The following is a 14,563-nucleotide window of genomic DNA, read 5'->3' as shown; positions in this document are numbered from 1 at the left end:
AATTATCCTTAGTATATTCACTGCATGAAATATGCTTTTTTAAATTTAATAATATTTTTTTCTTGTTTGGTTGAGGCTCAATCAAATAACGTTATAGAGCTATGGCCAAATAAAGTGTCAGGAGAAACCCAACCTAAACAAGAAGCAAAACAAACAAATAATACCACAGGGAATGTTATACGGCTAACAGATATCACCAACCCTATTTTAACGGTTTATAAACCCAAAAAACCTAATGGTTCTAAAGCCGGAATTATAATATGCCCTGGAGGTGGTTATAAAATATTGGCAATTAATAAAGAGGGAACAGAAATTGCCAAATGGTTAAATAGTTTAGGGTATACGGCTTTTGTACTACAATATAGAGTGCCACAAAAAAGAGAAGGTGCTTTACAAGATTTACAACGTGCTATAAAATGGGTAAGAAGCAATACTGCACTGTATAATTTAGACGATGAAAGGATAGGTGTTATGGGATTTTCAGCTGGCGGACATTTAGCTGCTAATGCTTCTTTAAATTTTCAAAAGCAATCCTATATGGCAATAGATAGTATAGATAAAGCCTCTAGTCAAGTCAATTTTACCATGCTTATTTATCCAGCATATTTAGACAAAGGAGAACATAATAGTTTAAGTCCCGAGTTGAAAATAGGAGATAAAAAGGCTCCATATTTCATTTTTGGGACTATAGATGATCCTTACGGAAACAGCTCTTTGGTTTTTACTACAGCTCTAAGAAATAATAAAATCCCTGTAGAATTACATATGTTACCAAAAGGAGGTCACGGTTATGGTTTAAGAAAAGGGAAATTAGCAGCCGAAACTTGGCCTGTTTTAGCCGAAAAATGGTTGCAAAGTATATTAAGTCAATAAATATCTAACAAGTAAAAATTAATAAATTCCATTATAAAAATTGCTTGATTTAGTTTGAATAGTAACAAGGTATTCAATATAAAAAGTATTAACATCATGCTACAACGCTTTGTTCTTATTTTTATATTAATGTTCTTTTTTTGTTCACATGCACAGAACATAAAATTTGAACATTATAACGACAAAGGAGGCTTGTCGCATAACTCTGTGCGCCATATTGTGCAAGATAAACACGGGTTTTTATGGATAGGTACTTTTTCGGGACTTAATAGGTTTGATGGTTATGAATTTAAATCGTATCTAAGTTCAGATGAAGGTGACAATAAAATTAATAACGACGATATTACCGTATTAGAGCTTGATGACGATACAAATAATCTATGGATTGGAACAAGAAGAGGGCTAACGCTTCTGCAATTAGACACCTATAAATTTACCACATTTTTAAATGATAAAAATAACCCAAAAAGTTTACCAGATGAAGAGGTGCGCTCCATTTATGTTGATGAATATAAACGAGTTTGGGTAGGTACAAAAGATAAAGGACTCTATATTTTTTATTTAGAAGAAAAGCGGTTTGAAAAAGTTAATTTGCCTAATTTTAATTATATAAAAGAAATTTTTGAAGATTCTAATGGAAATATTTGGATAGGAAGTTATGAAGAAGCTTCGGTAGCTAAATTAACTCTAGATAGTAAAGGTTTTATTCAGCAAACTACAACTTACACGCTTAAAGTTCCTAACACCACAGATGTAAATCCCTATTTAAATTTTATTTATGAAGATGACAAAAAAGACATTTTTATAGGTACGCGTAAAGGTCTTTATAAATTAGCTAAAGACACCAATAAGTTTGAAAATTTATATATAGAAAATAGCGAAATACGCGATGCCTTAGGTCCTTATTTTGTATCTATGGAGCAATCACCTAACGGAGAATATTGGGTAGGTACTTTAGGTGGCCTTTTAGTATGTAATCAATTAGAAGATATTGCAAAAGGGAAATTTCAATGGTATTATTCTATTTTGTCTGATCAAACATCGCTTGTAGATAATTTGGTGTCTGCTCTCTTTTTTGATGCAACCGGAATTTTATGGATTGGTACAGAAGATGGTTTAGATAAATACGACCCTTATGAAAACCAGTTTCATTTCAATAAAGATATTTCAAAATACATAGAAGGACAAGCACCACGTATTAGAGGGTTTGCCAAATCATACAATAATAAAATTGTGGCAGCTACAAGGCATAATGGACTTTTTATTGAAGAGGAAGAAGGTTTTGTGCCTATGTTTAGCAGTCAAAAAGATATAGCATGTGTGCACTCTAATGATGGTACGAATTTTTACTGCGGTTTGTGGAACGGAAATGTGCTAGTGTATAATTATTTAAACAATACTTCCGCAGAATTGTATGTAGGTTTTAAAGATATTCCAATTTCAGATATTCAAATTATCAATAATAATACAATTGTAATTAGTTCATTTGGTCAAGGAGCCAATATGTTAACCATAAAGCAACCTAATAAATTAACAAATAATACCGTTTTGTTAGATAATGGAAACGTTAATGAATTAGTAATTGATAGTTTGGGTAATTTTTGGTTTGCTACAGAAGCCGGAGTAATAAAGTACAACACAACATCTAAAACAAAAACCACTTATATTCCATCATTAAATAAAAGCGAAGGTTTGCCACATTATAATGTTAGTGATATTGCTTTTGATAATTCTGGAAAATTATGGGCAGCCACCCGAGAAGGGCTAAGCTATTTTGATGTAAACAAAAATAATTTTGTACCCATTACAGGATATAACGGATTAGCCTCAAAATGGGTTACAGATATGCTCTTAGATATTAACGGAAATCTTTGGCTAAATGTAAATAATAACAGTGTTGCTAAAATAAATCCGGTTAATGATAGTTATAATATTTATCATGTAAACAGTGGTAATAGGCTAGATTTTTTTAGTTCGCGCGGATTTTACAATTTTAACGATTCTAATATTTATTTGGGCGGAAAAAACGGAATTATTTATTTTTCGCCCTATAGCATTAAAGAAAATCAGCAATCACCATTACCCATAATAACAGAAATTAAAATTGATAATGAAATTATTCTTCCTGGTTCTAAAATAAATGATGAAACACCAGTTATAAAGGATATAAACGAAACCAAAACGTTAAACCTTAGTTATAAAAATAGAAACTTTTCATTTCAGTTTTCTTCACCATCATACAGCAATGAACGTCTTAATAAATTTCAATATAAACTAGAAAATTTTGATGACGATTGGATTACCACTAGCAGTAACTCCAGAACCGTACAGTATACCAATTTATTTCCAGGAGAATATATATTTAAAATAAAGTCTAGTAATAATGATGGTCATTGGAGTGAAGTTGTAGATTACAATATTAAAATTGAACGTCCGTGGTGGTTAACTTATCAAGCTTTATTAGTGTTTTTATTAATCATTACAGCCATAATTTATTTTATAAGAATTGAAGTAAAAAATCGCATGCGTTTAAAACAGGAATTAGTAACCGAAAAAGTAAACCGAGAGCGTGATGTAAAACTTAACAATGAAAAATTACGATTTTTTACCAATATTTCTCACGAGTTACGTACACCATTAACACTTATTTTAGGGCCAGTTACGCAGCTTTTAGAAGAGTCTAATCATCAAAGTACAGATTATCAAAAAAGTAGATATAATCTAATTCATCAAAATGCAAGTAGGTTATTAAATTTGGTGAATCAAGTACTAGATTTTAGAAAAGCCCAAACAGGTGAGTTAAAGTTAAAAGTATCTAAAACAGATATTTTACAATATACCCAAAACACCTTCGATTCTTTTAAAGAATTTGCATACAACAAACAAATTCAATTTAATTTTAATAAGGAAACCGATGCGCTTTTTGGTTGGATTGATAGAGATAAATACGATAAAATTCTATATAACTTATTGTCTAACGCTATAAAATTTACAGACAAATATGGTCATGTAGATTTGTATATTGGCATAAAAGATAATGCCGATGGCTTTTTGATTATGGAAGTTAGTGATGATGGTATAGGAATTCCTAAAAGGAGTCAAGAAAAAATATTCACAAGATTTTACCAAGCTACAAATAGTAAAGAAAATAATACCGGCTCTGGTATTGGCTTGTCTTTGGTTAAGTCGTTGGTAGATTTACATAAAGGAGAAATTAATGTAAAAAGTGTACCAAATAAAGGTAGTGTGTTCACGGTTACATTGCCAATAGAACGCGAATTTTATGATGATGATGAAATATTTGAGATTGTTGCCAATAAAGAAAAAAACAATATAATTCCTAAAATACAGGCTAAACAAACAACTACTAACACCAACATTAAGGAGAAGATTTTGGTAATTGAAGATAACCTTGAACTTCGTAAATATTTGGTAGATTATTTATCAAATTACTACAAAGTTTATGAAGCCGAAAATGGAAAAGAAGGCCTGCAATTGTGTAGGCAAATAAATCCAATATTGTGTGTGGCAGATGTGATGATGCCAGTGATGGACGGATTAGAGTTTTGTAAAGAGCTTAAAAATGATGAATTTATTAGTCACACCCCTGTAATTTTGTTAACAGCGCTCTCTGAAAATGAAGATATGGTAAAAGGGTTTGATGTTGGAGCCGATGGGTATTTAACAAAACCATTCGATCCATCATTGTTAAAATCAAGAATAGTAAACATTATAAAAACAAGATTAGAGTTAAAATCTAAATTTTCCGATGAGGCTGATAGTGATGTAGGGCTGTTAACTCATTCTCCTATTGATGAAGATTTTATGAAAAAAGTGTCTGAGACAATAGAGAAAAACCTTAGTAACCCAGATTTAACAACTAGTTTTTTGTGTAGTGAATTAGGGGTGAGCTCATCAAAACTTTACAGAAAAATTAAAGAGTTAACAGATTTGTCTCCAAATGAATTTATTAGAACGGTTAGGTTAAAAAAATCAGCACAACTTTTAAAGACTAGAAAATATAACGTGTCAGAAGTTACAGACTTAATTGGGTTTAATGATCCGCTTTATTTTAGTCGCCGTTTTAAACAGCAATTTGGATTTCCACCTAGTAAATTGTTAAAATAATAATTACTAGTTTCTCTGTTGTCTTTTAAGAGATTATTTTCATTATACTTTAAACCTTTGTAATAATCAGTAGCCGTAGTCATAGAAACAGCAAAAGAGCAATAGTTTATAATCAATGCGCTATGATTTATACTCAAAAAACACTGTAATTTTTATTATTGTAACTATTATATGTTTTTACATTTAAAAGCAAATTTTAAAATGAAAAAGGTTGCAATTTTAAGTTTATTACTGGCTCTAATTTTAAGTTCAGCATGTAAACAAAATATTAAGGAATCTAAAGTTTTAAAAATAGAAACTAAAGAACAGATTTCGGATGAAGAACGAATGGAGTGGTGGCAGGAAGCTCGTTTTGGTATGTTCATTCATTGGGGTATTTATACTAAACTGGCAGGGTTTTATAACGGAAAAGCGCAACCTAATAGTGCAGAATGGATTATGAACCGCGCCGAAATCCCCATTGCAGAATATGAAAAACTAGCTAAAGATTTTAATCCAACTAAATTCAATGCTAAAGAATTTGTGTCTTTAGCAAAACAAGCAGGCATGAAATACATGGTTATTACTGCAAAACATCATGATGGATTCTCAATGTTCAATTCTAAAGCTAGTGATTATAATATTGTAGAAGCAACTCCTTTTAAACGAGATATTTTAAAAGAATTAGCTGCAGAATGTCAAAAACAGGACATTAAATTTGGGTTTTATTATTCACAAGCTCAAGATTGGCATCACCCAGGAGGCATGGGTAACCATTGGGATAAAACCATAAAGCGTGTAAGTAGTGATGAATATGTTTATGAAAAAGCGTTACCTGAAGTAAAACAACTACTAACCGAATATGGCCCCATTGCTATTTTTTGGTGGGATACACCAAGAAAAATGACTAAAAAAGTGGTAGATAGTTTATATCACATCACAACAGCTTTACAACCTAGAATTATAACAAACGACCGCTTGGGCGATGATTATCCTGGAGATCATAAAACCTTTGAAAGAAATGGTCCCAGATATAAACCAGAAGCAAAATATTGGGAATTATGCCAGCCAATAAGCGGAAGTTGGGGCTATAGAAGTGATGATGATAATTTTAAGCCTATTCCAACCTTAATTAGAAACCTAATAGATCAAGCCAGTAAAGGAGGTAACTACTTGCTTAATGTAAGTCCTACACACGAAGGAACTTTAAAGCAAGAAGCTATAGACCGATTAAAAGCTATTGGTGCTTGGATGGATAAAAACAGCGAAGCCATTTATGGCACACAAGCAAGCCCTACCGAAACCATACCAGATTGGGGAAGAATAACCATGAAAAAAGTTGAGGGTAAAGCCTTATTATATTTGCATGTTTACAATTGGGAAGATGGAGGAGCTCTACCTGTTCGATTAAAAAACGAAGTAGAATCTTGTTATTTACTAACCAACAAATCAAGAACTTTTCAAACAGAAATCCATGATAACGGTATTAATGTGAAATTAACTGGTAAAGCACCAGATAGTGTGTCATCTGTTATTGTTTTAAAGTTGAAAGGTTTGCCAAATGCTTTACCACAAAAACCATTGGCTCAAAATGAAAAGGGCGAAGTAGTTTTACCAGCGTATAGAGCGCAGTACGAAAATCTTCAAGGACCAGGAGCGCAATATGACGAGCGTTTAGATTGTATAAGCAGTTGGGAAAGTGAAACGGCTAGAGTGTATTGGAATTTTGAAATTAAAACACCAGAAACTTTTCAACTAATTGGAAACTACTCAGCAAAAGATCCTACTGAAATTACGGTTTCGGTAAACGGTCAAACAAAAAACATAAAAATTCCTGCAAGTGGAAAAAATATTAAACGATTCAAAAAATTAGAATTGGGAACTATTACTATAAATAAAGAAGGAAAGCAGGAATTATCTCTAATGCCTGTTGTTGGAAAATGGACTGCACTAAACTTAAAAGAGATAAAAATTCAACCTATCAAAAACTAATTAATAGCAGAGTTATGAAATATCTTTTTCTTTTTTGTATTGGGGTTTTAATGTCGTGTAATGCACAAAACTCTATTTACAATAACTTAAAAGAAGCTCCTGTAAATGGCGGTTTGCAAATGGATGATTATTGGGTATGGGGCAGTTCTGTAATTAAAGCCGATGATGGCAAATACCACATGTACGCTTCTAGATGGCCAAATTATTTGCCATTTCACCCAGGGTGGATGGTGGCGTCAGAAATTGTTCATGCTATTTCCAATACTCCCGAAGGCCCTTACCAGTTTGAAGATGTGGCTTTGGGCAATCGTGGAGCACAATTTTGGGACGGACGCTCATGTCATAATCCTAAAATTGTAAAATATAAAGATACTTATATTCTCTACTATATGGGATCTACACATCCTTTTGAAGATGTAACACCAAATAATGTAAATGAATTTGGTTTGGGTACAAAATGGAGTATCGCGGCTCGATGGAGAAAACGAGTAGGAATTGCCACCTCTAAAAGTCCGTATGGCCCATGGAAACGTTTAGATATGCCAATTTTAGATGTAAAACCTGATTCGTATTATAGTTTTTTAACATCCAATCCTTCACCATTAATTAAAGAAGATGGTTCCGTTGTGTTGCTTTTTAAAGGAAGAAGCTATCGAGAAGATGGTATAAAACATAGTGATATGTGTATTGGTGTGGCTACAGCACCTTCTTTTGATGGCGAATATACCGTGGTGGGCACAAACCCATTGTTTTCTATGGAGCATTTAGGAGAAGTGGAAGACCCTCATTTATGGAGCGATGATGACGGATTTCATTTGGTAGCCAAAGACCAACGCGGATTGATAACCGGAGGAAAAGGCGACGGACTTTTAGCGCATTCCAATGATGGTATTCATTGGGAAGTTGATAAAAACCCAAGAGCCTATACCAAAACCGTAAAATGGGATAATGGTAAAACTATAAAACAAGGCCAATTAGAGCGCCCATTTGTGTTAACAGAAAATGGTAAGCCAACACATATTTTTTTCGCAACTATGGATGGTTCTGGCGGTTTTGGAAACGGTACAAAAACATGGAATATGGTTATTCCTTTAGATAAATAATTAATTAAACTAATTAACACTTTATATAAAATGAGTAAAAAAATATTATTATGGTCTATCACTGCAGCATTAGCAGGGTTTCTTTTCGGATTCGACGTTGTGGTTATTTCGGGAGCCGATAAAAAATTACAAACTTTATGGGGGTCTTCAGAGGCTTTTCATGGTATTGTAGTAATGGGAATGGCGCTTTGGGGAACAGTAGTTGGTGCAATTTTTGGAGGGTTCCCTACTAATAAATTCGGAAGAAAAAATACTTTAATAGCTATAGGGATTTTGTTTGCAGTGTCTGCCATAGGGTCTGCTTTAGCAAACGATCCGTATGTTTTTGCATTTGCACGTTTTATAGGAGGCCTTGGTGTAGGTGCTTCAACCATTGCTGCACCAGCTTATATTTCTGAAATAGCTCCAGCAAAAGATAGAGGAAGGCTAGTGGCTATGTACCAATTTAATATCGTTTTTGGTATCATGGTGGCTTATTTGTCAAATTATTTATTAAGTGATATTGGTGAAAACGCATGGCGATGGATGTTAGGTGTTGAAGCTATTCCTGCTGTATTGTACATTATTTTTGCTTTAGGTGTTCCTAAGAGTCCTCGATGGTTGTTATCAAAAGGTAGGGTTGAGGAAGCTAAAAAAGTATTGTTGATTATAGATCCAAATGTAGATGTTAATGAACAAATAAATGAGTTTAATGCGCATGCAAATAAAAGTGATAAGTCTGAAACTATATTCATAAAAAAATATCGTTTCCCGTTAATTTTAGCATTTTTAATAGCTTTCTTTAATCAGTTTTCTGGTATTAATGCAGTTTTATATTATGCACCACGTATTTTTGAATCTGCAGGACTGGGAGAAAGTTCAGCCTTATTAAATAGTATTGGTTTAGGTGTTACTAATCTTATTTTTACATTGTTAGGTGTATTTTTAATTGATAAATTAGGAAGGAAAACTTTAATGTACATAGGGTCTATAGCCTATATTGTATCATTAAGTCTTTTATCTGCAGCCTTCTTTTTAGAATGGACAGGAATACTTGTACCTGTGTTTTTATTTTTATTCATAGGAGCACACGCTGTAGGTCAAGGCGCTGTAATTTGGGTGTTTATTTCAGAAATTTTCCCAAATCATTTAAGAGCTTCAGGACAAGCTTTTGGTAGCTCAACGCACTGGGTTTTAGCAGCGGTTATTCCGTCTTTATTCCCACTATTATTAAAAGTTGCAGGAGGAGGTTATGTTTTCTTAATATTTGCAGGTATGATGGTACTACAATTATTATTTGTAGCTTTTATGATGCCAGAAACCAAAGGAAAAACTTTAGAAGAATTAGAAGATGTTATGCTAAAAAAATAAATATTTTTCATGAAAAGGAACCTTGCACTTTTATTGTTTTTCTGCTGTTCATTTCAACTGTTTGCTTCAAAAGTAGATACGCTTTTGGTGTATAGTGAATCAATGAACAAAACCATAAAAAATGTAGTAATTACACCTAATTCTTATCCAGAAAAGGGGAAGTTATACTCAGTTGTTTATTTATTGCATGGTGCCGGAGGCAATCACAAGGCATGGCTTGAAAAAGCACCAAAAATTAAAGATTATGCCGATGTATACAATGTGATTTTAGTCTGTCCAGATGGACACAAAACCAGTTGGTATTTTGATAGTCCTAAGGAAAAGCACATGAGGTATGAAACCTATGTTTCAAAGGAGTTGATAGCAGAAGTAGATAAGGCTTATAATACTAAAGCAAATAAAGAAAATCGAGCTATTACAGGATATAGTATGGGTGGTCATGGCGCTTTATATTTAGCTTTTAGGCATACAGATATTTTTGGTATTGCTGCAAGTATGAGTGGCGGAGTAGATGTTAGAGGCTTTCCTTTACAATGGGAATTGAGCCTCCGTTTAGGTAAATATGCTGAACATCCTGATAACTGGGATAAAAATATGGTAATTAATCAAGTGCATCTGCTTAATGGGAAGAATTTAAAATTTCTTTTTGATTGCGGAACAGGTGATTTCTTTTATGATGCCAATGTTCGTCTTCATAAAAAACTTTTAGAACGAAGAATTCCACACGATTATATTGAGCGTCCAGGCGGTCATACCAATAAATATTGGGCAAATTCTATTAAATACCACATGGTGTTTTTTAATGATTTTTTTAATAATTCAAATAATAAAAACTAATGAAATTTAAAACAGTTTACTTTTTTTCATTAATAGCTTTATTGTGCATTTCATGCAAAAACAGTACGAGTTCAACTCAAAACACACAAGAAACATCAACTCCAACTTTAGCAAATACGCAGCCTAATATTGTGGTGCTTCTATGTGACGATTTAGGTTATGGTGATTTATCTTCATTTGGACATCCAGTGATTGAAACCAAAAACCTAGATAAATTAGCCAAAACGGGTATAAAACTTACTAGTTTTTACTCTACAGCACCAGTTTGTTCACCTTCTCGTGCAGGCTTGTTAACTGGTAGAAGTCCAAATAAAGCAGGTATTTACGATTTTATTCCAGGTTTAAAGAAAAGCCCAGATAATAGAGATTTGGTACATCTTCAAGCACACGAACAAACCATTCCAGCCATGTTAAAATCGGTAGGATATGCTACTTGTTTAGTGGGTAAATGGCACTGTAGTTCTAGATTTAATAGCAATAAGCAACCCCAGCCAGACGATTTTGGTTTTGATTACTGGATGGCTACACACAATAATGCAGCTCCAAGCCATAAAAACCCAACCAATTTTGTTCGTAATCGTGAAAAAGTTGGTGAAATAGAAGGATTCAGTAGCCAAATTATTGTTAGTGAAGCTATCAATTGGCTAGAAAATAAAAAAGATGATAAGCCATTTTTCTTAGAAGTAACATTTCACGAGCCACATGAACCAATTGCTTCACCTGAAGATTTAGTTCAAAAATACCTTCCAAAAGCTAAAAATAGAGAAGAAGCTGAATATTTTGCTAACGTTGAAAATGTTGATATAGCTGTAGGACGTTTAATAGATTACTTTAATAAAAATAATATAGATAATACCTTAATCGTATTCAGTTCAGATAACGGGCCAGAAACCTTAATGCGTTATAGTAGAGCAAAACATTCTTATGGAACTCCAGGACCATTAAAGGGAATGAAACTTTGGACAAACGAGGCTGGTTTTAGAGTGCCAGGAATCATTAATTGGATTGGAAAAGATATTCACACAGGAACTACAGACCAAGTAGTTTCAGCTTTAGATTATATGCCAACTTTTGCAGAATTATCTGGAGCAAAATTACCCAATAGAAAATTAGATGGTGAATCGTTTGTTTCTCTGCTAGAAAAAGGAGAATTCACAAGAGAAAAACCATTAATATGGGCATTTTATGATGCTATAAATGAGCAACGTGTTGCTATGCGAAATGGTGATTGGAAAATTTTAGCTCGTATTGAAGCTAATGGAAAAACATTACCAAGAATCCACAATTTATACGATGGCAATGAGGCTTTAGTGAAAAATGCCAAATTAGTAGACCACGTGCTATTCAACTTAAAAAATGATATAGATGAATCTGAAGATTTATCTACTCAAAAGCCAGAAGTTTTTAAAGAGATGAAAGAGTTATTAGAAGTTGAGTACAAAAAATTATTAGACGAAAGTCATATTTGGGTAAGAGAAGAATAGTCTTATGATTAAAAAAATAACTTTACTAATATGCTGTATTAGTATCTTTTTTATGAAAGATGCTAATGCTCAATTCGTATTTCCTGAAAGCATAAAAAGGGAACACCCACGATTAATTTCTTCTGAAATTAATCGTGAAGAATTGTTGCATTTTATAGACAATTCAGAAGAGGTAAGGGTGTCTTATGAATCTATAAAAAGTAAAGTGTCAAAATATGTTCAACAATTTAAAACAGATCCCAATTGGCTGTCTTCACGTTTTCAAATGTATTGGAAAAGTCATGCCACAGATGTGTTTGTAGATGGCAAGTATTATTCGCACGCTACAGGAAAAGCACCAGTACCAACTGTAATGTTTACAGGACAGCGTGATTATATTACAGATTATAAAACCCCCAGAATTGAAGATGTAAAACCTTATTTAGAAGATAAAAGAGGACTTTACCTAGAGAATAAAAATACAGGAAAATGGGAGTGGGTGCAACCTAAAGTAACAGGTCGGGTTATTGAAAACATCAATGAAAATATTATGAGAATGGCTCGCGATGCAGCTTTGGTGTATTTTATTGAGCGAAATACAGACTACGCTAAATTAGCACATCATTTATTTGATGTTTACACTCACGGATTGTATTACAGGAAAGAGCCCGTAGATTTAAGAAAAGGTAATGAGCAGAATGTAATTGGGTTAACATCCTTTCAAGTCATTAAGGAAAATATTGTAGATGAATTGGCCGAAACTTACGATTTTCTTTATGATTACATAAAAGAAAATCACGAAGACAAAAATCACATTTACACGACTTCCTTAAAGAAATTAGCCGAAATCATCATCAAAAATGGTGTGCCAGATAACAACTGGAATTTACATCAAGCCGAAAAAGTCATTAACATAGCTCTAGTATTAGATGATAACAAAGTCTATGAAGATGGAAAAGGTTGTCAGTATTACCTAAATAGAGTTTTTAACGAATCGGAAGACAGACAATGGTCTGTAAACGATGTATTAGATTATGGCTACGACCATAACAATGGGGTTTGGAACGAAAGTTCTGGTTATGCTTTAAGCGTAGCAAAAGGCTATACGCATTTGGCTAGAATCATTCAAGATGCTTTAGAAGTAGATATCATGCCCAATATGCCGGTAATCTCAAAAGCGGTAGCCGTAATGCCTCAATATTTATATCCAAATAAGCATATTGTAGCTTTTGGAGATTCACATTATGGCGAATTAAAAACCGAACCTTTTCTAGACTTAATCAGCAACGCTCAAAAATTTAATAAAAGAGCGCAAGAAGAAAAGTTTATGGCTTTACTGTATATGCTGAAAGACAAGGAGCAATTATTAAAAACTACTAAACCTAAAAATGCTTTTAAAGACTTGCTGTACAATACTAAAGTGGAATTAGATGCTAGTATTGAAGCGGCAAATATTTCCGATTATACTTCTGCAACCTTTTACGCACCTACCGTAAGTTGGTTAAATATGCGAAATGGTATGAACGAAAAACATGGGTTAATGGTTTCTCAAGTAGCATCTTTAGGAAATCATACACATTCTAATGGTATTGCTATGGAACTCTACGGAAAAGGCTATGTGTTAGCTCCAGAGGGCGGACGAGGTTCAAGCTATTACCGTCCAGATTACCGTGAGTACTATTCGCAGTTTGCAGCGCACAATACGGTTTCGGTTAACGGAAAATCGCAGTATAATAAAATGCGTAGCTATTATGCTTTTGAAGTGAATCACGTTTACCCAGCTTCAGAAAGGAAAACTGGATATTACCCTAATATCAACTTTTCGGACTTATATTTTCATGAACCAAGTACCAATGCAGACCAAAATAGAGTTATGGCCATTGTAAGAACAGGTGAAACTTCTGGATATTATATCGATGTTTTTAGGTCGAGAACTAAAACGGGAGATGATAATTATCACGATTACTTTTATCATAATTTAGGTCAGAAATTAGATTTTTCAACCTTAGAAAATCAATCTATTGATTTGAAACCATCTTCAAAACTGAATTCAAAATCAGGAAATATTAAAGCTTACGATTATTTTTCAGATGAAACTTCAGTGGAGGTAGACAGTCCGTTTAAGGCAACTTATAATCTGTCTATCAACAGCGGAAATGTAAAAATGAATATGTGGATGAATGGCAACGAAAACCGAGAGTTGTTCAAAGTAAAAGCACCACATTCCGAAGCTTTCAGAAAAATACTTCCGAAGGAAATTGAAGAAGCACCGCAACTTACTACCGTAGTAAGACAATATGGAGAAGCTTGGAAAACCCCTTTTGTGGCGGTTTATGAACCATCGTCTTCAGATGAACCAGCAACTATCAAGTCTGTTAAGACGTTTAAGGTAGATTCAAAATCAAGTTTTGTAGGTTTAAAAATTGATAGTAAAAGCAATAGAACTGACTATGTGTTTTCTTCCGATGTTTTTGATTTTTATAGCTATAACAACATAAATTTTACAGGCACATTTGGGTTGGTTACCGAAGAAGATAAGGGAGCAATACTCTTTATTGGTGCCGGAAAGAAATTAAGTTACCAGGGCTATACTATCGAGATTTTAGGTAAAAAATCAGGGGCAGCCACTTTAGTTACTGGCAGTCAGTTTAAACTAACCTGTAACGATGCTATTTTACTAACCGTACCAGATATTTACAAAAAAGGCGATGTGGTTTTAAATATTGGCTTTAAACAGTTAAATGGCGGAAGAAAACATATAAACGGACAAAAAGTGGTGCAGTTTAAAGTGCCACCAACAAATTTTCAAAATATTTCAATCAAACTAAAACAATAAAT

8 protein-coding genes are annotated in these 14,563 nt (G+C 33.3%); all 8 read left to right on the top strand.

The window, feature by feature from the left end:
- Positions 1-24: 24 nt before the first annotated feature.
- The 8 genes from J1D01_RS08195 (at position 25) to J1D01_RS08160 (ending at position 14,561) form a co-directional block, all read left to right on the top strand.
- A complete protein-coding gene (locus J1D01_RS08195; RefSeq protein WP_421150479.1) occupies positions 25-873 on the top strand; it encodes an alpha/beta hydrolase in 849 nt (282 codons plus the stop codon).
- Between the two features lie 129 nt (positions 874-1,002).
- The gene (locus tag J1D01_RS08190) at positions 1,003-5,001 is read left to right on the top strand and encodes a two-component regulator propeller domain-containing protein (RefSeq protein WP_421150478.1); all 3,999 of its coding nucleotides are present in this window, start codon (positions 1,003-1,005) and stop codon (positions 4,999-5,001) included.
- 201 nt (positions 5,002-5,202) lie between these two features.
- Positions 5,203-6,972, top strand: coding sequence for an alpha-L-fucosidase (locus tag J1D01_RS08185; RefSeq protein ID WP_421150477.1), 1,770 nt, complete (start codon positions 5,203-5,205; stop codon positions 6,970-6,972).
- 14 nt (positions 6,973-6,986) lie between these two features.
- Positions 6,987-8,075 carry a glycoside hydrolase family protein gene (locus J1D01_RS08180; RefSeq protein ID WP_421150476.1) on the top strand — a complete coding sequence of 363 codons (1,089 nt, stop codon included), beginning with the start codon at positions 6,987-6,989 and terminating at the stop codon, positions 8,073-8,075.
- A gap of 30 nt (positions 8,076-8,105) precedes the next feature.
- The gene (locus J1D01_RS08175; protein ID WP_421150475.1) at positions 8,106-9,425 is read left to right on the top strand and encodes a sugar porter family MFS transporter; all 1,320 of its coding nucleotides are present in this window, start codon (positions 8,106-8,108) and stop codon (positions 9,423-9,425) included.
- A gap of 9 nt (positions 9,426-9,434) precedes the next feature.
- Positions 9,435-10,262: an alpha/beta hydrolase gene (locus J1D01_RS08170; protein ID WP_421150474.1), complete on the top strand. Its 828-nt coding sequence runs from the start codon at positions 9,435-9,437 to the stop codon at positions 10,260-10,262.
- Entirely contained in the window at positions 10,262-11,746 is a 1,485-nt protein-coding gene (locus J1D01_RS08165) for a sulfatase-like hydrolase/transferase (RefSeq protein ID WP_421150473.1), read from the top strand. Before J1D01_RS08170 ends, J1D01_RS08165 begins: the two co-directional genes overlap by 1 nt.
- Positions 11,747-11,750: 4 nt before the next feature.
- On the top strand, positions 11,751-14,561 hold the full coding sequence (locus J1D01_RS08160; protein ID WP_421150472.1) for a heparinase II/III domain-containing protein: 2,811 nt from the start codon (positions 11,751-11,753) through the stop codon (positions 14,559-14,561).
- Positions 14,562-14,563 lie beyond the last annotated feature (2 nt).

The organism is Seonamhaeicola sp. NFXS20, assembly GCF_049132085.1.
In the GTDB taxonomy this organism is placed as follows: domain Bacteria; phylum Bacteroidota; class Bacteroidia; order Flavobacteriales; family Flavobacteriaceae; genus Seonamhaeicola.
This window is presented reverse-complemented; position numbering and strand designations above follow the sequence as displayed.

Bases quoted from the DNA above. Each gene is read 5' to 3' on its own strand.
- J1D01_RS08190 (WP_421150478.1), top strand. From the start codon at position 1,003: ATGTTCTTTTTTTGTTCACATGCACAGAACATAAAATTTGAACATTAT.
- J1D01_RS08185 (WP_421150477.1), top strand. From the start codon at position 5,203: ATGAAAAAGGTTGCAATTTTAAGTTTATTACTGGCTCTAATTTTAAGT.
- J1D01_RS08165 (WP_421150473.1), top strand. From the start codon at position 10,262: ATGAAATTTAAAACAGTTTACTTTTTTTCATTAATAGCTTTATTGTGC.
- J1D01_RS08195 (WP_421150479.1), top strand. From the start codon at position 25: ATGAAATATGCTTTTTTAAATTTAATAATATTTTTTTCTTGTTTGGTT.
- J1D01_RS08180 (WP_421150476.1), top strand. From the start codon at position 6,987: ATGAAATATCTTTTTCTTTTTTGTATTGGGGTTTTAATGTCGTGTAAT.
- J1D01_RS08160 (WP_421150472.1), top strand. From the start codon at position 11,751: ATGATTAAAAAAATAACTTTACTAATATGCTGTATTAGTATCTTTTTT.
- J1D01_RS08170 (WP_421150474.1), top strand. From the start codon at position 9,435: ATGAAAAGGAACCTTGCACTTTTATTGTTTTTCTGCTGTTCATTTCAA.
- J1D01_RS08175 (WP_421150475.1), top strand. From the start codon at position 8,106: ATGAGTAAAAAAATATTATTATGGTCTATCACTGCAGCATTAGCAGGG.